The sequence below is a fragment of the Pseudoalteromonas agarivorans genome, assembly GCF_024518735.1.
GTDB classification, from domain to species: Bacteria; Pseudomonadota; Gammaproteobacteria; order Enterobacterales; family Alteromonadaceae; genus Pseudoalteromonas; species Pseudoalteromonas atlantica.
This window is the reverse complement of record NZ_JANIGJ010000009.1, coordinates 1-19,187: the sequence shown is the minus strand read 5'-3', so window position 1 is coordinate 19,187 and position 19,187 is coordinate 1. Positions and strand designations below refer to the sequence as shown.

The 19,187-nt window shown below is 41.8% G+C and carries 16 protein-coding genes, 3 tRNA genes and 2 rRNA genes; 7 read left to right on the top strand and 14 right to left on the bottom strand.

Features of this window, described 5'->3' with window-relative positions:
* Position 1: 1 nt before the first annotated feature.
* A complete protein-coding gene (locus tag NQT65_RS15710; protein ID WP_004588675.1) occupies positions 2-1,078 on the bottom strand; it encodes a CNNM domain-containing protein in 1,077 nt (358 codons plus the stop codon).
* Positions 1,079-1,162: 84 nt separating this feature from the next.
* Here NQT65_RS15710 and NQT65_RS15705 point away from each other — a divergent pair, with 84 nt between their 5' ends.
* Together NQT65_RS15705 and NQT65_RS15700 are read left to right on the top strand one after the other, a co-directional pair.
* The gene (locus NQT65_RS15705) at positions 1,163-3,658 is read left to right on the top strand and encodes an alpha/beta hydrolase family protein (protein WP_256851517.1); all 2,496 of its coding nucleotides are present in this window, start codon (positions 1,163-1,165) and stop codon (positions 3,656-3,658) included.
* 179 nt (positions 3,659-3,837) lie between these two features.
* Positions 3,838-4,542 carry a response regulator transcription factor gene (locus NQT65_RS15700; RefSeq protein WP_004588673.1) on the top strand — a complete coding sequence of 235 codons (705 nt, stop codon included), beginning with the start codon at positions 3,838-3,840 and terminating at the stop codon, positions 4,540-4,542.
* A 105-nt stretch (positions 4,543-4,647) separates the two neighbouring features.
* Here NQT65_RS15700 and NQT65_RS15695 read toward each other — a convergent pair whose 3' ends face one another.
* The 7 genes from NQT65_RS15695 to nudE all read right to left on the bottom strand — a co-directional run bounded on the left by NQT65_RS15695 (position 4,648) and on the right by nudE (position 9,159).
* Positions 4,648-6,156 carry a YifB family Mg chelatase-like AAA ATPase gene (locus tag NQT65_RS15695; protein ID WP_256851516.1) on the bottom strand — a complete coding sequence of 503 codons (1,509 nt, stop codon included), beginning with the start codon at positions 6,154-6,156 and terminating at the stop codon, positions 4,648-4,650.
* A gap of 33 nt (positions 6,157-6,189) precedes the next feature.
* Positions 6,190-6,804: a trimeric intracellular cation channel family protein gene (locus tag NQT65_RS15690; protein ID WP_256851515.1), complete on the bottom strand. Its 615-nt coding sequence runs from the start codon at positions 6,802-6,804 to the stop codon at positions 6,190-6,192.
* 358 nt (positions 6,805-7,162) lie between these two features.
* Positions 7,163-7,239 (bottom strand) — tRNA-Met (locus tag NQT65_RS15685).
* Positions 7,240-7,421: 182 nt separating this feature from the next.
* A tRNA-Met gene (locus NQT65_RS15680) sits at positions 7,422-7,498 on the bottom strand.
* 79 nt (positions 7,499-7,577) lie between these two features.
* Positions 7,578-7,654, bottom strand: a tRNA-Met gene (locus tag NQT65_RS15675).
* A gap of 148 nt (positions 7,655-7,802) precedes the next feature.
* On the bottom strand, positions 7,803-8,594 hold the full coding sequence (gene cysQ, locus NQT65_RS15670) for a 3'(2'),5'-bisphosphate nucleotidase CysQ (RefSeq protein ID WP_004588670.1): 792 nt from the start codon (positions 8,592-8,594) through the stop codon (positions 7,803-7,805).
* Positions 8,587-9,159, bottom strand: a complete 573-nt coding sequence (nudE, locus tag NQT65_RS15665) for an ADP compounds hydrolase NudE (RefSeq protein WP_029772216.1) — start codon at positions 9,157-9,159, stop codon at positions 8,587-8,589. Before nudE ends, cysQ begins: the two co-directional genes overlap by 8 nt.
* Before the next feature lie 62 nt (positions 9,160-9,221).
* Here nudE and yrfG point away from each other — a divergent pair, with 62 nt between their 5' ends.
* Positions 9,222-9,869 carry a GMP/IMP nucleotidase gene (gene yrfG, locus NQT65_RS15660; protein ID WP_004588668.1) on the top strand — a complete coding sequence of 216 codons (648 nt, stop codon included), beginning with the start codon at positions 9,222-9,224 and terminating at the stop codon, positions 9,867-9,869.
* 8 nt (positions 9,870-9,877) lie between these two features.
* On the opposite strand, the gene NQT65_RS15655 is transcribed toward yrfG, so the two are convergent.
* Positions 9,878-10,501: a dUTP diphosphatase gene (locus NQT65_RS15655; protein ID WP_004588667.1), complete on the bottom strand. Its 624-nt coding sequence runs from the start codon at positions 10,499-10,501 to the stop codon at positions 9,878-9,880.
* A 105-nt stretch (positions 10,502-10,606) separates the two neighbouring features.
* On the opposite strand from NQT65_RS15655, the gene NQT65_RS15650 reads away from it, so the two are divergent.
* Positions 10,607-11,251, top strand: a complete 645-nt coding sequence (locus tag NQT65_RS15650) for a peroxiredoxin-like family protein (protein ID WP_256851514.1) — start codon at positions 10,607-10,609, stop codon at positions 11,249-11,251.
* 128 nt (positions 11,252-11,379) lie between these two features.
* Here the strand turns inward: NQT65_RS15650 and NQT65_RS15645 are convergent, their stop codons facing one another.
* Together NQT65_RS15645 and NQT65_RS15640 are read right to left on the bottom strand one after the other, a co-directional pair.
* Positions 11,380-11,748, bottom strand: a complete 369-nt coding sequence (locus NQT65_RS15645) for a YacL family protein (RefSeq protein ID WP_054983969.1) — start codon at positions 11,746-11,748, stop codon at positions 11,380-11,382.
* Between the two features lie 114 nt (positions 11,749-11,862).
* Positions 11,863-12,087 carry a hypothetical protein gene (locus NQT65_RS15640; protein ID WP_004588664.1) on the bottom strand — a complete coding sequence of 75 codons (225 nt, stop codon included), beginning with the start codon at positions 12,085-12,087 and terminating at the stop codon, positions 11,863-11,865.
* A gap of 317 nt (positions 12,088-12,404) precedes the next feature.
* Between NQT65_RS15640 and uvrD the strand changes: the two genes are divergently transcribed.
* From uvrD to NQT65_RS15625, 3 genes are read left to right on the top strand one after another with little or no spacing between them, the layout of a single operon-like run.
* A complete protein-coding gene (uvrD, locus tag NQT65_RS15635; RefSeq protein ID WP_024031969.1) occupies positions 12,405-14,570 on the top strand; it encodes a DNA helicase II in 2,166 nt (721 codons plus the stop codon).
* Positions 14,548-16,608, top strand: coding sequence for a tRNA(Met) cytidine acetyltransferase TmcA domain-containing protein (locus NQT65_RS15630; RefSeq protein WP_256851513.1), 2,061 nt, complete (start codon positions 14,548-14,550; stop codon positions 16,606-16,608). The genes uvrD and NQT65_RS15630 overlap by 23 nt, the downstream gene beginning before the upstream one ends.
* A gap of 58 nt (positions 16,609-16,666) precedes the next feature.
* Complete coding sequence (locus NQT65_RS15625; RefSeq protein ID WP_256851512.1) at positions 16,667-17,515, top strand: chemotaxis protein; 849 nt, start codon at positions 16,667-16,669, stop codon at positions 17,513-17,515.
* Positions 17,516-17,564: 49 nt separating this feature from the next.
* Here the strand turns inward: NQT65_RS15625 and NQT65_RS15620 are convergent, their stop codons facing one another.
* The 3 genes from NQT65_RS15620 to NQT65_RS15610 form a co-directional block, all read right to left on the bottom strand.
* Positions 17,565-18,221: an NAD(P)H-dependent oxidoreductase gene (locus NQT65_RS15620; RefSeq protein WP_024031966.1), complete on the bottom strand. Its 657-nt coding sequence runs from the start codon at positions 18,219-18,221 to the stop codon at positions 17,565-17,567.
* A 589-nt stretch (positions 18,222-18,810) separates the two neighbouring features.
* Positions 18,811-18,925: ribosomal RNA gene (rrf, locus tag NQT65_RS15615) — 5S ribosomal RNA — on the bottom strand.
* A gap of 140 nt (positions 18,926-19,065) precedes the next feature.
* Positions 19,066-19,187, bottom strand: a 23S ribosomal RNA gene (locus NQT65_RS15610); the annotation flags it as partial.

Here is a 19,187-nt window from a genome sequence, read left to right as displayed (position 1 = left end):
ATTATTTATTATCTCGGGGCGTGTCGTCATCTTCACTAACTATGTGCTCGCTGCTTGCTAAACGCTGGCGCCAGCGCTGCTTGGCAACCATGCGCATATTGGTCGATTGGTCGCGCTCATCAACAATTTCAAGCCCCATAAGGGCTTCTATCATATCCTCTAGGGTTACAATGCCTTGAACATCACCGTATTCATCAACAATTAAACATATGTGAGTGCGCTGTTTAAGTAAGGTTTGTAGTAGCGAGGACACATTATGCCCTTCGGGTACCGTATGAATAGGCTTAACTAATTTGCTAATTTTATAATCGGTACCTAAGCGGTGATAAGCCAACATAATGTCGTTTTTATGTACAAAGCCAATTATGTCATCGGCGTCTTTATCAAATACTAACACGCGCGAAAATGAAGACGAGCCGTGCTCGCTCATGTATTGATCGACCGTTAACCCTTTATGCACTTTATACAGCACAGTACGTGGCGTCATTAAGTCGGTTAATTTCGCATGCCTAAAATGTAAAAGGTTGCGGATTATTTCTGACTCATCGGCATGGATTGCCCCTGTTTCGGTGCCTATATCTGCCATGGCTTCTATTTCTTGGCGAATATAAAAAGCCTCATCGTGCTTGGCCCCCATTAAATTAGTAAGCTTTTGAGCAAGCCACACAAATGGTTTTAGCGATATCACTAAAAAGCGTAAAGAATAGGTCACGCTAGGGGTTAAGGCACGCCAATAATTGGCCCCTAAGGTTTTTGGAATAATCTCTGAAAGTACCAATACTAAAAGTGTCATTATGGCAGAGGCAATTCCTACTGCCGCATCTGAAAAAACCACAGCGGCTTGTGCACCCACACCTGCAGCACCTGCAGTATGGGCCACTGTGTTAAGCGTTAGTATTGCAGCAAGCGGTTGATCTACATTATTTTTTAGTTTTTCGAGCTGCTTTGCAAGTTCAGGCTGTTTTTTGCGTAATAGCGCCACATAGCTGGGCGAAATACTTAACAGTACAGCTTCCATTACAGAGCATAAAAAAGAAATAACGATGGCAGCAACCATGTACACAATCAGTAAAGTCACTTTTTCTCCGATGAGTTGAACATATGGGCATGGTAACAATACATGCTATATTTGGCCAAATAACTATCAATAATAGGCACAAATATGAGAATTAGCTCACCTTGGACCACAAAAAATAAATTACTAAAACAAGCAGCTACCTTTTTTGCTCTTGGCAACTTGAGCTTGACAGCAATAGCAGCCCCGCTTGATAAATCAAATATCGAGTTTATTGGCCCTTTAGGCGAAAACATGCAAGTTAAGCCATTTCAAACACCACACGGCCAAGTCATTATTAATAACTTATTAGAGCAGTTGCAACGTAATACGCAAAGTGTGTCTGTATTTGGTAAAAAGCATAGCTGGCAGCCGTTTAATAAAGTAAACGCACTTACTTTAGGTGGCCTACAAGCGCTTAAGTTCAATATTGAAACAACCCGCTATAGCCAAGGCACATTAACTATAAAAGGGATAGAGAACGCTCAGTTGTTTATTGATGCCAAGCTTCAAAAAGGCGATAACCACACATACTCTTTATCGTTAACTAATGGCTCTCATAGTGTGATTGTAGTGGCGCAACAAGTGGCTAACTGGAACAACGTTTCTCTCGATTTTGAACCCAAGGCCGACACTGACAACATTACAATTAACACCTCTACAACTAAGCGACTTTCAGCCGAGCAGCTTTTTGATGCCCCCACCATTAATGGACTTTCTTTAGCGCCCGATGCTAAACAATACGTTACCAGCACGCGCAGCTATTCAAATAAAACAGCTAACCAAGCAAACGTGGTAACTGAGCTTAAAAATAGCCAAAATCAAACCTTGTATCGCTTTGAAGGCCAGCAACCAAGCAATATGGTATGGAGCCCCAATAATCAATTTTTAGTTTATATGCTAGGGAGTGAGCTAAAACAGCTAAACCGTAAAAACTTCAGCATTAAAACATTGGCCAGAGAGCTTGAAGGCGCGAGTAACTTTAATTTTTATGATAACAACAGCCTTATTTTTAGCTGGTCTAAAACCCCCGAAGACAACAACAGCTTAACTAAGCACTACAAAGGCCTTCAAGATAGATGGTCATACGCACGCAACGTAAGTCAGCTCTATATGTTAGACACCAACAGCGGCTTAACCAAAGCGCTTAGCCAAGGCCCTATTTCGCATAGCTTTGAAGATGCAAACACTAATCGTGGCAAAGTATTAATGAGCCGCCAAGTTATGGTTATGCAAGCCACCACCCACCCAGAAACTGAACTGGTGGAACTTGACTTACAATCGAATAAAATAACGTCTTTTGGTAAATTTAAAACCTTTAACCATGCAAAGTACGCCAACAAAGATGTGTACGTTGTTGCTGGCCCAGATTTTAAAAATGGCGCAGGCCGTGCCCTTCCAAAAGGGATGTTAGCTAATAATTACGACGGCCAATTGTACTTACTTAGCGATAACGGTAAAAACGTAAAAGCGCTTAGTAAGCAGTTTGACCCCGCTATAGGTGAATTACATGTGCTTGATAACGGCGATGCACTTATAAAAGTAACAGAGCAAGATACCCAACCTTTGTATCTATATGACTTGAGCAAACAGCGCTTTAAAAAACTTAATACGGGTTTAGATATCGTTGAGCAATTTAGCTACTCGCACGAGAGAAACCCGCAAGTGCTACTAAGCGGTACCACAGCATCCACCCCTCAGCAGCTTAAACGCTTAAATATAAGTAAAAATAAAACAGACCTAATCTGGGACTCTAAGCCGCTTGCCTACGCTAATACACAAATACCGACTCTGGAAGAGTTTAACTTTACAAATAAAGACGGCGTAGAAATTACAGGGCGTGTGTACATACCTACCAACTTAGATAAAACTAAAAAACACCCTGCACTTGTCTATTACTACGGTGGCACCTCACCGGTTACCCGTGGTTTTACAGGGCGCTACCCATTTAACTTGTGGGCAGCAAATGGCTATGTTGTTTATGTATTGCAGCCAACAGGAGCAACTGGCTTTGGGCAAACATTTTCTGCTCAGCACGTTAACGCCTGGGGCGATTATACCGCTAGCGATATAATGCAAGGTACGCAGGCCTTTTTAAAAAAATACGATTTTGTTGATAGCAAAAAAGTGGGTAATTTAGGCGCCTCATACGGAGGCTTCATGACCATGCTACTTGCCACCAAAACAGACATGTTTAGTGCATCTATTGCGCATGCGGGTATATCAAACTTAACCTCGTATTGGGGCGAAGGTTGGTGGGGGTATTTATACTCAGGCGAAGCATCAAAAAATAGCTTTCCGTGGAATAACGCTTCACTTTATAGCGATCACAGCCCTGTATTTCATGCCGATAAAGTAACGACCCCTTTACTGCTGTTACACGGCGATAGCGATACCAATGTACCTGTTGGCGAAAGCTTAACCATGTATACCGCCTTAAAGCTTTTAAATAAAGACGTAGAGCTTATTGAATATAAAGGCGCCGACCATCAAATTTTTGCTCGTGATAAACGCTTTGATTGGTGGAACACCATGCTTGCTTATTTTGATAAAAAACTAAAAGGCGAACCACAGTGGTGGGACGCAATGTATTCAGATAAGTAACACAGCGCTCAGCACATTTTTAGCTAAATGTGCTGAGCTTTCTCACATAAACAGCAACCTTAGGTAAGCCGCCTTTTATATCTGAAACATAAAGTTACCGAAAAGTTACACCGCCCCCTTCTCAGCATTTAACGATTGGTGCTACCATACAGAGCTATAAATATACAAAAATAAGTCCTATGGCAATTAACGTTTTATTGGTTGAAGACGACGAGCTACTCGTTAAGCGCATCCAAAATCACTTTACAGACACCGAATTTTCGATAGAAATAGACCCCACAGGTGCCGATGCCCTAAACATAGTTAGGCAACGCGTAAACCTACGCAGTGCTATTTCTCTTGCCATTATTGATATTGTATTACCCAAGCGTGATGGGTTGCAGCTTGCCAAAGAGCTCAACACTTTGACCGATATTGGCGTGATTGTTTTATCTAGCCGCGACTCTCAAGCCGATCGTATTGCAGGGCTTGCACAAGGTGCTGATGACTATATTTGTAAGCCTGTTGATTTATTAGAACTTGAGCTGCGCATGCGCGCACTTTATAAACGTATTGCAATTAATCAAGACGATGATGAAAGCGAAGAGTTTATAGAATACGCCGACTTTAAGCTCCACCCCGATAACCGCACATTAATTACCTCATCAGGTATTGAATCGCGCTTAACCGAAGCCGAGCATAAAGTGCTAATTTGTTTAATTAGCAACGCAGGCAAAGCAACCTCGCGAGAAAAAATATCAGAAGAAATAGGCCAACCAGATTGGAGCCCAAATGACCGTACTGTGGATGTTTTAATTGGCCGTTTGCGTAAAAAACTATACGATGAAAAAGACCAAAAACGCATTGTAACCGTGCGCGGCAAAGGTTACATGCTCTCAATTTAGCGCATTAAAATTTTAAACACAGAAAAACGCAGCAAGCACCGAGCTTAGCACCTTAAAATAATTAAACATTATTGCGGTTCGGTATTATTTCCAGCAGCGTTTAGTTTATTTAGTTAACTGCGCTAGTAACCGCTCAAAAGCGCGATAGTTTAGCGCCTCTTTTAGCTCTTCTAAACTAATATGCTCTGCACCTTTTAAATCACTAATAGTACGCGCCACTTTAATGACCCTATGGTACGAGCGTGGCGATAACGACAGCTTTTCGCTAGCGCGCGCTAAAAACTGCAACTCAGCAGGGGCTAAAGTGCAATGGATATTCATTTCTTTATTATTTAATCGTGCATTAACCTTACCTTGGCGCTTTAGCTGTGCACTGTAGGCTGCCTCTACTCGGGCTCTTACTTGGGCGCTGGTTTCTTCAGGCTCGGTACTTTGTAGCTCAACACTTGTTAGTCGCGGCAGCTCTATTTGTAAATCTATACGGTCTATAAACGGGCCTGATACGCGCGATAAATAGCGCATCACTTGTTCAGGTGTTGCTCGCTTATCATTATGACACCCGGTAGGGCTTGGGTTTAGTGCGGCTATAAGCTGAAACTGCGCCGGAAACTCCATTTGCCTTGCAGCCCGCGAAATAACCACCGAGCCGGTTTCCATGGGTTCACGCAGCGAATCAAGTACCTTACGTTCAAATTCCGGAAGCTCGTCCAAAAACAACACCCCGTTATGCGCAAGTGAAATTTCACCCGGTTTAGGGTTTGAAGAGCCACCAACTAAAGCGACTGCCGAGCAAGTGTGGTGTGGGTTTCGAAAAGGCCGTTGGCGCCAATTATTTAAATCAATTGATTGGCCAATAATAGAATACAGTGCAGCCGTTGATATTGCCTCATCGTCAGACATGGTTGGCATTATCGTAGCCATACGCTGCGCTAGCATAGATTTACCCGTACCAGGCGGGCCTAAAAAAAGTAGGTTATGGCCTCCAGCGGCGGCTATTTCTAGCACTCGCTTAGCACCGGGTTGGCCTTTAACATCACTTAAATCGAGTAAAAAGTCGGGAGACTGGGCGCAATCTGGGTATTCAATATTTAAAGGTAGTGGCTGCTGATTTAATAAATCCCCCCATACTTCTTGTAACGAGTTAACCGCTTTACGCTTAACGCCGTTCACCAAACTTGCGAGACTATCATTGGTAAAAGGTAAAAAGCAGCAACGGTTTTGCTCTTTTGCAGCAAGTACAGAAGGCAAAATGGCATTAACTCCCCGCACTTCACCATTAAGGGCAAGCTCACCGTAAAATTCATATTTATGTATATCTGGACACACTACCTGCCCCGAGGCCACTAAAATACCTACGGCAATGGCTAAGTCGAAACGCCCGCCATCTTTAGGTAAATCGGCAGGGGCTAAATTTACAGTAATACGTTGATCAGGAAAACCAAATTGAGAGTTTTCTAGGGCGCTACGCACCCTGTCTTTTGATTCTTTAACTGAGGCCTCTGGCAGCCCAACAATATTAAATGCCGGTAAACCATTACCTAGGTGTACTTCTACAATAACCTCGGGGGCGTTTATACCCACTTGGGCACGAGAATAAATGCGAGCTAGCGACATTCCTTATCCTAATTAATGGTTTAATTAATTAGTTTAGTCAGAATATTTAAAAACGTGTACTGTGATTTGCCATTTAATAGCCGCAATACGAAGCAATAAGGTGGTTACCATTGCCATTACCATGGCCAGCTCGGTCGCGAACGCAAAGTGAATTCCCAGCGTGTAAACTACACCGCCAGCAATACAGGTAATAGCATATAACTCGCCTTTTAGCAGCATAGGAATTTCGCGAGCAAGCACATCACGGAGCATGCCCCCAAAGCAACCTGTAATTACACCCATAATAATCGCGGTCATATTTGGCATGCCGGCTAGTAAGGCTTTTTGGGTGCCCATTACCGCAAAAAATGCTAAACCAAATGCATCGGCAATTTGTAATGTGTAGTGCGGAATCGACTTCTGCTTGTTAATAAGCCGCGTGGTAATAAATACCGCGGCTAAAATAGCATAAAAAAAACTTTGATCGTGTAGCCAAAATACCGGAACATCTAATATGAGATCGCGAACCGTACCGCCCCCAATCGCTGTTACCGCTGCTAATACTACAACACCAAAACCATCCATTTTCTTTTCGTGTGCGACCAAAGTACCTGTAACAGCAAACACAGCAATGCCGATTAAATCAAACCAGTGATAAAGTTCAGTCATGTGTAACAACCCAAAATTATTTGTGCCGTTTTAACATAAACTATACAAAGTTTTAAGTAATAACGTATTTTTAGAGAAGTTTATAATATTTATAGATATTACTTGGAGGTATAAATCTAAGAGTGCTTTATAGGGAAATAAATATAAATTTCAGGCATAAAAAAACACGCTTTTGGCGTGTCGATTTAATATAACTTATTATTTCAGTGGTTGCGGGAGCCAGAACTTATGAAAGGTGAACCGACGACCTTTGCTGGCTTATGGAGAGCTGAGACCGACGAGCTATCCATTTCACTGTATTTTAGGCATAAAAAAACACGCTTTAAGCGTGTCGATTTAATATAACTTATTATTTCAGTGGTTGCGGGAGCCGGATTTGAACCGACGACCTTCGGGTTATGAGCCCGACGAGCTACCAGGCTGCTCCATCCCGCGCCTGAAATATGTATACTTATTTAGCGTTGCTTACATTACAACGTGGCTGCCAACTCCCTAAAGGAAATTGGTTGCGGGAGCCGAATTTAAAACGACTACCTTTGCTGGCTAATGAAGAGCTGAGACCGACAAGCTTTTCTTTAACTAACATTTTACAGTAACCTCAAGCCCCTAAAGGAAATTGGTTGCGGGAGCCGGATTTGAACCGACGACCTTCGGGTTATGAGCCCGACGAGCTACCAGGCTGCTCCATCCCGCGCCTGTATATTTTAAGTCTATCGACTACTTAATTTAATCTCTTAAGTTAGAGTTTACAGTAACCAAGCTTTTAAAAAAATTGGTTGCGGGAGCCGGATTTGAACCGACGACCTTCGGGTTATGAGCCCGACGAGCTACCAGGCTGCTCCATCCCGCGCCTGTAATTTCTTTGAAATAGTTTCGTGTTAATAACGAGCCTGTTTCGAAGAGAGCGCTATAATATAGGAATAAACTTATATTGCAAGGCTTTAACTAGTTAATTGTGTTCAACCGAACAAAAAGCAATCAACAAGCCCTATAAATAGCTATCTCTGGTGTGGGCTTATCATTTTTTGAAACTCCCAATCTGGGTGCCCCATTACAATAAAGTCAGGATTTTCAGTGCTCTCACGCTGGTTATAAGTAAGCGGATTAAATTCTGCATCGGTTATACACCCGCCCGCCTCTTCTACAATAACTTGTGACGCGCCGGTGTCCCACTCGCCTGTAGGACCAATTCGTAAAAAGCAGTCGGCTTTGCCCTCGGCAACTATACATGCTTTTAGCGAGCACGAGCCTACTGCAATAGTGGCAAACTGCGTATTTAAATACTGACTGACCGCTTCAATTTTTTGTCTACGGCTTACTGCCAACGTTAGGTTATCGGGTGTTGCTACCGACATTTTTGTGTCGCTACCATTTTCTCGTTTAAATGCACCCTGATTAGCAGTAGCAAAGTAAGTGATCCCTTTTGCTGGCCAATGAATCACACCTAAAACGGGGTGGTTATTTTCAATAAGTGCAATATTAACGGCAAAGTCACCACTTTCTAAAATAAACTCGCCAGTGCCATCCATCGGATCTAATAACCAATATCGCTGCCAGTTCTTTCTTTGGGCAAGTGCCGGAATAGGCGTTTCTTCCGACATGATAGGGATGTCGGGCGCAAGCGCTTTTAAACCAGCAACAAGCACATCGTTAGACGCTAAGTCTGCTTTTGTAACAGGCGTAGAGTCTGATTTTTCTTGCTGGCCAATATCGTCTTTTTTATAAATAGCCATAATGGCATCGCCTGCACTTTGTGCAAGTTCAATACAAGGCTCTAGTAATTTATTCATTTGCAGCTCCAGACGCTAAATACTTATTTAATAATAGCAAAGCGGCAACACTGCGAGCTTCGGTAAAATCGTCTTGCTCTAATAATGACTGCCAATCTGTTAATGGCCACTTAACAACCACTAAAGGTTCGGGCTCATCACCTTCTAACGTTTGCGGATATAGTTGCTTAGCAAATAAAATATGCATGGTCGCGTTAAAGTAACTTGGCGCCATTGATACTACTTTTAGCGGCTCAAAAAATTCAGCACCAAAACCCACTTCTTCTTTAAGCTCTCTGTTTGCTGCTTGCTGTGGTGTTTCGCCTGGGTCTATCAAGCCTTTAGGAAAGCCTAATTGGTAGTCGTTTGTGCCCGCGCAATACTCACGTACCAGTAGCATTTCGTTATCTGCAGTTATTGGTACAATCATTACAGCCCCGCGGCCACCGCCACGTATGCGCTCATACTGGCGCTCTTCGTCATTAGAAAACTTAAGCTCTAACGATTCAACAGTAAATAAACGGCTTTTAGCAACTACATTGTTACTAATAATTTGAGGCGGAGTTGGGTGCTTTTTCTGTGTCATTGGCGTTATTTTGCTATCATGGCAGTTGTGCTTAATCATAAACTTTTCACAAGGAAAAGCCCATGCTAAATTGGTCAAAAATCGATACCGTTTTACTCGATATGGACGGAACATTACTCGATTTACATTTCGATAGTCACTTTTGGCTTAACGTTGTACCAGAGCAACTTGCGCTCACTCGCAATATTACCCTTGATGAAGCAAAAGCCGATATGCACAAACGCTATCAAGCGGTAAGTGGTCAAATACAGTGGTATTGCTTAGATTATTGGCAAGAGCAACTCAATTTACCTATAATGGAATTAAAACGCCAAACCCAGCACTTAATAAAAGTACGCGAAGATGTGCCCCACTTTTTAACAGAGTTAAAAAAAGCAGGTAAAGAGCTAATTCTTTTAACTAACGCCCACCCTGAAAACGTCATGCTTAAATTTGAACATACCGCGATAGATAATTATTTAGATGGCGTGGTGTCTACTCATCAATACGGAGTGAGTAAAGAGCAGCAAAGTTTATGGCATCAAGTACAAAAGGACTTAGGGTTTAATAAGCAGCGCACTTTGTTTGTTGATGACAGTGTGCCAGTTTTAAATGCTGCCCGAGAATACGGCATTGAACATTTACTTGCGGTGGCCAACCCAGATAGCCAGCAACCACATAATGTAATAGCCGATTACTTAAACGTAACCGACTACAGAAACATAATCTAGCAGCTAGATTATTGTTGCGGGTAACGCGCCACTAGGCCTTGATATACTAACTTTGCAAAGTCGGCATGTTCGGTATCAAGGCTTTTAACGACTTCGACTAAATGCTCGTTATCTTCTTGGCCATTCCATACTTTGATGTAGCTGCCATCTTTGTAGCCATGATCTTGGCGGAAAAAGTTTAACGTGTTTTTACCTACGTAACCGCGGTATAAATCGTCAATATCCATCCCTATTTGCGCCATACACCCTGCAAACGCGGCCGCGTTAAAGGTTTTATTTGCAACTGCTGAAGCTGCTAATATTTCAAGAGTTTGTTTAAAGTCATCTGCGGCCTGTGGTGCGCTAAGTTCTTGTTCTAGCTGCTTAGCTAACTCTTCGTAAGAGGTTGTTCCGTCAATTCTTAACGACAAACCAAAATGAAATATATCAACCAATTCTAGAATTACTTGCTCGGTGTCTGGGGTTTGTTTTTTCCACCACTTCCAACCGTAATGATCTAGCATTTCTGCACACTCTACCCAAATGGCTCTGTACCACTCAAAGCCTTGGCTAAACCATTGATCATGAACTTTAGTGTTCATGGCATTTTGCATTTCTAGCATTACTACTAGCTTATTTAAGTTGGCTGACATATCGTTTCCACTTGAGCTTTTAAATTACGCTTATGATACAGGCAAATAATAAAAAGTGCATTTTTGATCTATTATAAACAGCACATAAAAACAGGGCAGGAAATAATGATGAGTAAAGTGTTACTGCACACCTTGGCGAGTATTGTAATGGCTGCTTTTTTAGTAACGAATGCGCAAGCAAGTACAGAAGGAATTGCTGCAGCCCCCGAGCAAGTATCACCATTATTACCGGGCTTAAGCGTGCCTAATATAACGCTCAAAGATCAACATGGTAATAATGTAGAGTTACAAAAGCGCTTTGCTGAAAAAACAACGGTGCTTATTATTTACCGCGGAGGTTGGTGTCCTTATTGCTCAAAGCAACTGGCTAATATACAAAAAATTGAGCAGCAACTCGCTAATTTAAACGCGCAAATTATTGCAGTATCGCCAGATAGTCCAGAAAAACTAGCCCAAAGTAAAATAAGTTCACCAAATTATTTACTGCTTTCAGATGATAGCTTAACCCTAACAAAAGCCTTAGGTTTAGCTTATTTTTTAGATGATAAAACAGCCGCTATCTATCGCAATAAGCGCGGTGTTAACTTTGTTGATGCCCAAGGCAAGGTAAACGTCGCTTTACCTGTACCGGCTGTATTTGTAATTGATAAAAGTAGCGTTGTGTATTTTCAATACGCAAACCCTAATTACAAAGTACGTTTAACAGAGGAGCTATTATTAGCTGGCGTTAAATCAATAGAAAATCAATAATCTGTAGTTATACCAATCGACTTAAATATTTAATCATTCTAGGGGGCTAAATAGAGCGCTATAAATGTCTAATAACTTTACACCATTGATATTACAAAAAAGGCCAACTAGGTTGGCCTTTTAAACGTTTAACGCGAGCCACTAAACTCAGCCCACGACTCTATTAAATCTATAAAATCTTCAAAGCCACAACCACTCACTAGGCCATTTTCTTCAAGCATTAAGTCATCATCTTGATAGGCGACTAAATCTTCGCTGTCTTGGTGTAGAGCATGGGCTTCAAATAAGGCTTCGTCTTTAGAGAGTATTAAGTCTATCTCTTGGCCTTTTAACGTTATTGGCTCGTAACTTGTTTTTACCGAGCTAATAAGTGCTTGTACCATCGCGACTTTTTCTTTGCCAATTTCTTCGTTTAACCAGCGGCCAATTAGGGCATGCTCGCTACTTATTTTAATGCGCAGCCCACTAATGGGGTCACGTATAAATTGATATTCCATAATTTTTACTTTTAAAACGCTAATGCACTAATTATACCCATAAATAGCCTTAAACACCGACCCTAAAACGCAAAATAGCGCCAATGGGCGCTATTTAAATAGGTGACATAAAAGCTAACTTCGCGATCTAAAACGTGCAGCATCTATAATCGACCATAAATAAATAATAGGCACGAGTACGAAGCCTACTAATACATAAATAAGTGCGTAACTAATTATAATAGCTAGCGCAAAAAAGATAGCGGCTAAAATTCGCCCTTGTACCAATTGCCCTAAACCAGGAAAAAATATATTGCACAACGCTGCAATAACATTACCGCCAGAACCTTGATCAGCCATACTCACCTCTGTAGTTAATTAATTTTAATTTTAAGTTTTAGTTATTTACTTACTATCACACTTTATGCCAATTTATTAAAGCTTAAAAATCAAATAGTTAAATTACTACTAAATAACTGCTTTAGTATTTTTTACTAAATATAGGTCAATTTGATTATTTTTATTATTAATTATCGTTACTTAAGAGTACAAAAAAGCGACTAAGCGATTAGTTTTACAAGTATTTTTAGAATAGCTGTTCATAAAAACAGTATTTTATTTAGCCTAACAAAAACACCTGTTATACTGCCCTCATTATTGATTGAAAAGGCGTAACGATGGACGTTTCTGAATTACTCGATGGCTTAAATGACAAACAACGCGATGCCGTTGCAGCCCCACTACAAAACATGCTGGTATTAGCAGGTGCTGGTTCGGGTAAAACACGTGTTTTAGTTCATCGTATCGCGTGGTTAATGCAGGTTGAGCAAGCCTCTGCTTATAGTATTTTTGCGGTTACCTTTACTAATAAAGCCGCTAAAGAAATGCGCACCCGTGTTGAAGAAACCCTAAAAGCCCCTGTCGGTGGCATGTGGATTGGTACATTCCATGGTCTATCACACCGTATTTTGCGCGCTCACCATCGAGAAGCAAACCTACCAGAAGCCTTTCAAATTTTAGACTCTGACGATCAACTTAGAATGATCAAGCGCTTATTAAAATCAATGAATATTGATGACAAAAAGTGGCCCGCCAAACAATTTGGCTGGTACATCAGTGCTAAAAAAGATGAAGCCCTGCGCCCTAAAGATATTCAAGCCTACGATATAAACGAGCAAATGATGCTGCGTGTATATGCCGCGTATCAAGAAGCGTGTGACCGTGCAGGTTTAGTCGATTTTGCAGAAATACTGCTACGTAGCTACGAAGTACTTAAAAATAACCCTACGCTACTTCGCCATTACCAGCAGCGCTTTGCCCACATGCTGGTAGACGAGTTCCAAGATACCAATACCATTCAATACGCATGGTTAAAGCTACTTGCTGGTGATACACAAAGCATTATGATTGTAGGCGACGATGACCAAAGTATTTACGGTTGGCGCGGCGCTAAAATAGAAAACATTAAACGCTTTTTAACTGATTTTGACGCCGAAACTATTCGTCTTGAGCAAAACTACCGCTCAACCGCGACCATTCTAAAAGCATCTAATGCGCTAATTAAAAATAATTCAGAGCGCATGGGTAAAAGCCTTTGGACCGATGGTAACGAAGGCGAGCCTATATCAATTTATGCCGCCTTTAACGAGCTAGACGAAGCCCGCTTTGTAAGCAGCAAGCTACGCAGCTGGTTAAATGCTGGTAATGCGTTGCAAGACGCCGCTATTTTATACCGTAGTAACGCGCAATCTCGTGTACTCGAGGAAGCCATGCTACAAGAAGGCTTAAAATACCGTATTTACGGTGGTATGCGATTCTTCGAACGTCAAGAAATTAAAGATGCGCTATCGTACTTACGATTGGTAGGAAACCGCCAAGACGACGCCGCATTTGAGCGTGTAATTAACACCCCTGCGCGCGGTATTGGCGATAAAACACTTAGCCATATACGCGACTGTGCGCGTGCTGAGTCTCTGCCTCTTTGGTACGCAGCTAAAGCAATTGTTGAACAACAACATTTATCGGGTCGTGCGGCAAGCGCTGTTACAAAATTTGTAGAGTTGGTAGAGCACATAGAAGATAAAATTAGCGACCTTACACTGCAAGAGCAAGCCAAATACGCTATTCAAACCTCTGGCCTTATGGCTATGTATCAAGCTGAAAAAGGCGAAAAAGGCCGAGCTCGCGTAGAAAACTTAGAAGAGCTTATCAGTGCCTGCGATCAGTATGAACTCCCCGAAGAAGAAGAGTTTAGTTCACCACTACAAGGCTTTTTAGCCTACACCTCACTTGAATCTGGTGAAGGCCAAGCCGATGAACACGAAGATGCTGTGCAAATGATGACTCTTCACTCTGCTAAGGGCTTAGAGTTTCCACTGGTGTTTATGGTAGGCGTTGAAGAAGGCATGTTCCCATCGCAGCAAAGTAATGAAGAATCAGGGCGCTTAGAAGAAGAACGCCGCCTTTGTTACGTGGGCATGACCCGTGCCATGGACAAGCTTTACATAAGCCATGCCGAAAGCCGTCGTTTATACGGCCAAGAAAAGTACCATAGCCCATCGCGATTTTTACGTGAAATACCCGAAGATTGCGTAGAAGAAATTCGTATTAAAACACAGGTATCACGACCGCCTGCAGCAGGACGTTTTAGCGCATCAGTAAGCCATGCTGTATTTGAAGAAAGTGGTTTTAACTTAGGCCAACGTGTACTGCACGCTAAATTTGGTATTGGCACTGTGCTTAATTACGAAGGCAGCGGCGCGCAATCGCGTGTGCAAGTAAACTTTGATGACCTTGGTAGCAAATGGTTAGTAACCGCATATGCACGACTTCAAGCTGTATAAGCGCAGTGTTGAGCAATTAACGCAGCAACTAACTGGCGCAAAGCATCGCCAGTTAGTGCTGATTACAGGCCAGCCTACGTGGTGCTATGAGCTATTAAGCGCGTTAACCCGTTCGGATGATGTAAAGTTACTTTCAAGCAGCCTTGCCAATGCAAGTTGGCCTGAGCATACTCATCAACTACTTGGGCAAGAGTTTCCTCATGTCGTTTATGATGGCTTTAGTGGCATTTACCCCGATAAACTCGCTGCATTAGCCGGCACCGTAAAAGCCGGCGGGCTTTTATTTTTATTACTGCCTGATTTACAACGTTTAGCGTCATGGCAAGACCCTGCGCTGCAAAGCCTGCAATCTTATGGATGTAGTAATCAGCAAAGCTATTTTAATTTACGTTTTTCTCGCCTTTTACAAACGCTACCTGCCATACACTTTGATGAACACACTGACTTTAAACAGCCGCCGCTCAAAAGCAATGTAACAAATAAAATTGAGTATCAGGCGCAGCAACAATGCGTTGAGCAAATAATTAAGGTGGCCACAGGGCGTGCGAACAGGCCTTTAATTATTAATGCCGACAGAGGGCGAGGAAAATCAGCCGCGCTAGGTCTTGCAGCCGCAGCACTACATGATAAAAAAATCATTGTATGTGCAACACAATTTAGAGCCACCCATAGCTGTTTTAAGCATTTAGCTAAAAGCTTACAGGTTGAATACAAGGCTCAGCAAAAACATTTAGCTAATTTACAATACATGGCGCCCGATGCACTGCTTAATCAGTTGCCGCCATGTGATTTATTACTGGTTGATGAAGCCGCCGCAATACCTGTCCCACTACTGTTAACCATGTTAAAGCACTACCCGCGTATAGTCTTTGCAAGCACCTTGGTAGGCTACGAGGGTAATGGCCGAGGCTATACCATTCGCTTTACGCAACATATTAAAGCAAATTACAAAGCGGCAAAAATTGTAAACTTAGAAGACCCTTTACGTTTTGCCAAGGGCGACCCTCTTGAGCAACATGTACGCACACTCTTTGCTTTAGATGCACAATATAACGAATACCCACCCACTTTAAATAGCATTGAGCACGTTGAAGTCACTCAACAGCAACTCGTTGACAATGAGCCTTTACTGCAGCAAATAGTTGCGTTGCTAGCACTTGCCCATTACCAGAGCAGTGTTAACGATTTACGCCAATTACTTGATGCCCCAGCGCAAAGGCTGTTTATTAGTAGATGCGACATGCATGTTGTGGGTGTGTGTTTAATAGCAGTTGAAGGCGGTATGGATGCAGAGCTAGCTAAGCAAGTAATCAGTGGTGAGCGCCGCCCACAAGGGCATTTAATGGCACAATCGCTCGCGCAATTAAGCGCACAGCCAAGCTATTTAACAAAACAAAGCGCACGCGTTATTCGTATAGCTGTTGCACCTAACCTGCAGCAACAAGGCGTAGGTAAAGCATTGCTAGCGCATTGCCAACATCAGCTAACCCCCACCTGTAGTTATATAGGTGCAAGTTTTGGGGCTACAGCAGGGCTTTTACGTTTTTGGCAATCTCAGGACTTTAGTGCTGTAAAGCTAGGTTATCAGCGAGATAAAAGCACGGGTGAGCACTCAGCCCTCGTTATTAAAGCATTAAACACATCCACGCAGGGCTTACATACCTTAGCTCAGCAATTTAAAAGTGATTTGTTTTATGGTTTATTAACGCACTTTAGCCAACTCGACAGTGAGTTAGTCAGTGAGCTAATAAGTAAATTTATCGATGAATCTAGCGTGCCCAGCCCACCTATAAACACTGCAATTAGTACAATAAATCGCTTTAATACCGCGCCAAAACTATGGTATTTATTTAACCACTCCCCATCCAGCCTAATGGCAACTAAAAGTGAAGATCGCCACTTGCTGATACAAATGGTATTACAAAACCACAGTAATGAGCAGCTAATCAAGCAACATTGCTTAAGTGGAAAAAAAGCATTAGAGCAACAATTTAAACTCGCAGTTAAGTCACTAATTAAAAAACCACACAACCTTTAAGCTATTTATCTATTTTGTTCTATCCTTAAAGCATTACAAGGCAATTAAAGATAAAGGTATGGAATTCATAAACTTTCAAGTGGGCTGTAAAACCATTTCACTTAAAATTCTCGATATTTTACTCACCGAGCGGTTTGATAATAACCTCACTACATTGCCAAATAACAATAAGAGCTTTATTGGTGTAAAAGACTACATGGAAACACCCACGCCGGTGTTCGACCTAGGTGTTATTTTAAATGGCAGCTCTACAGAGCAAAGTAATAAAAAAGCACTTAATGAGCTAAGAACCTGGCAAGCTTCGCTTAATGATTGGTTTAGCCAATTTGAAAAAAGCATCGCGCAACAGAGCCACCTAATAACAAACGATAAAACTCAGCTGCACAACATCGCCGTATTTTATAAAGAGTTTAAAACTGACAACAGTGACCTAAAATCTATCATAGAAAAACTTGATGAGCCTTTTCAAGCGCTAGTAACAACTACAGATCGCGCAGTTAGTACTCATAACGAGCAAGACTATAAACAAGCCAGTAAATATTTAGCGAGTATAAAGCGCAACAGCTTTATGCAATTACAACGACTGTTTGATGCGGCAAAAGAGCAAATAACACTCGATTATAAACCTATTATTGTTTTTACTACTAAAGATGGGCTCAACCCGCATATCGGATTACTAGTAGATAAAGTAGAGGACAATATAGATTATAAAAAAGAAGACATTAAGCCACTCGATAAATTAACCGAAGTAGGCTTTGATATAGACCCGCAAACCAAAGGCATGATGCGAGGGCTAATAAAGTTAGCCGAAAAACACAGTGTTTTAATAGACCCTAGCGCAATATTTAGACCTGATCATTTAGCACAAGAGGAAGACGAAGAAACACAAGCGTATGGTTTATTCTAAAAATAAAAAAGCCGAGAAGGCTCTCGGCTAATTAACTTATAGCAACACGTTATACAGTAGCTATAATATCTTCAACTGGTAAACGCGCTTTAGGTTTGCCAAAGTTCCAATCTTCTTCTTCAACTGGGTAACCCATTGCAAGTGCCACTTCACAAATATGACCATCAAGCTCTTCGCTAAACTTCTCACCGATTAACTCTGGGTCAACACCTTCCATAGGCGTAGATGCAATATTTAAACGCGCCAGTGTATGCATAATGTTACCCAGTGCTAGGTAAACTTGTGCTTTAGTCCAGCTGCCATTGTAGCCATTTTCATCCGTATTCATTTCAGCAAAAGCGTAGGCTCCCATAAAGCTTTCACGCAGTTGCGCTGGTAAGTGACCAGAGCTCACTTCAACATCCACACGTTTAACAAACTTCTCTTTAGTAAACTTAGGATCGTAAGCTAATAACAGCGTATGCGACGCTTCTTTAGCGTGTAATTGATTAAACTGGTGCTTGTTAGCAAATGTATCGTGCAAACGCTGCTTAGCTTCATCACTTTCTACCAATACAAACTTCCAAGGTTGAGAGTTGATTGAAGAAGCAGACAAGCGAATAGCTTCTTTAATTACGTCAAGATCCGCCGATGAAATACGTTTGCTCGTATCGTATTTTTTAGCCGTGTAACGGTTATGTAAGTCTTTAATAATTTGATGAGACATGCTCTTCTCCCCTTTGGTAAGGTATGTAAATACAAGATGGGGCAAGTTTATAGGCTTTGCTATCAATTGATAATTAGCAAAATACTTAAAAGACTTTCTAAAAAAATTTGATAATAGATCAAGCCTATACCTTTTGGGGTTACAGCTTTATTGTTGCGAGATCGGTCGTTACGAAACATATAGAGGCGGATACTGTTGCTGCTGGTAATCCAGCTCGTGAGATAAGAACACTATATTTACCATACAAAGATGTGCGGCGAGCCTTATCCGCGGGTTTCGTGATACTCAACCCACGCTACGGTGGTGGTGGAGACTGTGCGAATAATATCAGGAATGTATTTTTTACTTTTCTGCAGACGTAAAAAAAGCCCGGCTCTTTCGAGTCGGGCTTTCTTGTATTTGGAGCCTGGCAATGTCGTAGTGCCCACAGCGGTAGAGAGTCACATAGCAAATGCTACACTATCGTTGCCCCGGCTCGCCTTCGAGCTGTTTTACTTCTCTGATGAGTTAGCCATGGGTCTGGCTATTTATTAAATCCCAGACAGCAAAAAACCCGTCACATCGCTGTAACGGGTTTCTCTTATTTGAAGCCTGGCAATGTCCTACTTTCACATAGCAAATGCTACACTATCATCGGCGCTGTTTCGTTTCACTACTGAGTTCGGCATGGGATCAGGTGGGTCCAAAACGCTATGGTTACCAAGCAAATTTGGGTGTCAGTCCGTTTTCACGTACCAACTAAATTTGGAAAAATTCTGATAATATTTTTTAAGTCTAAGTATTTATCTACTTTAGCTATTAACTTCTGTCGCTTGTTTCTGTCACAAAACGCGTTTGGTGTTGTATGGTTAAGCCTCACGGGTAATTAGTACAAGTTAGCTTAATGGCTCACACCACTTCCACATCTTGCCTATCAACGTTGTAGTCTTCAACGGCCCTTCAGAGACTTTAAAAGTCTAGTGAGAA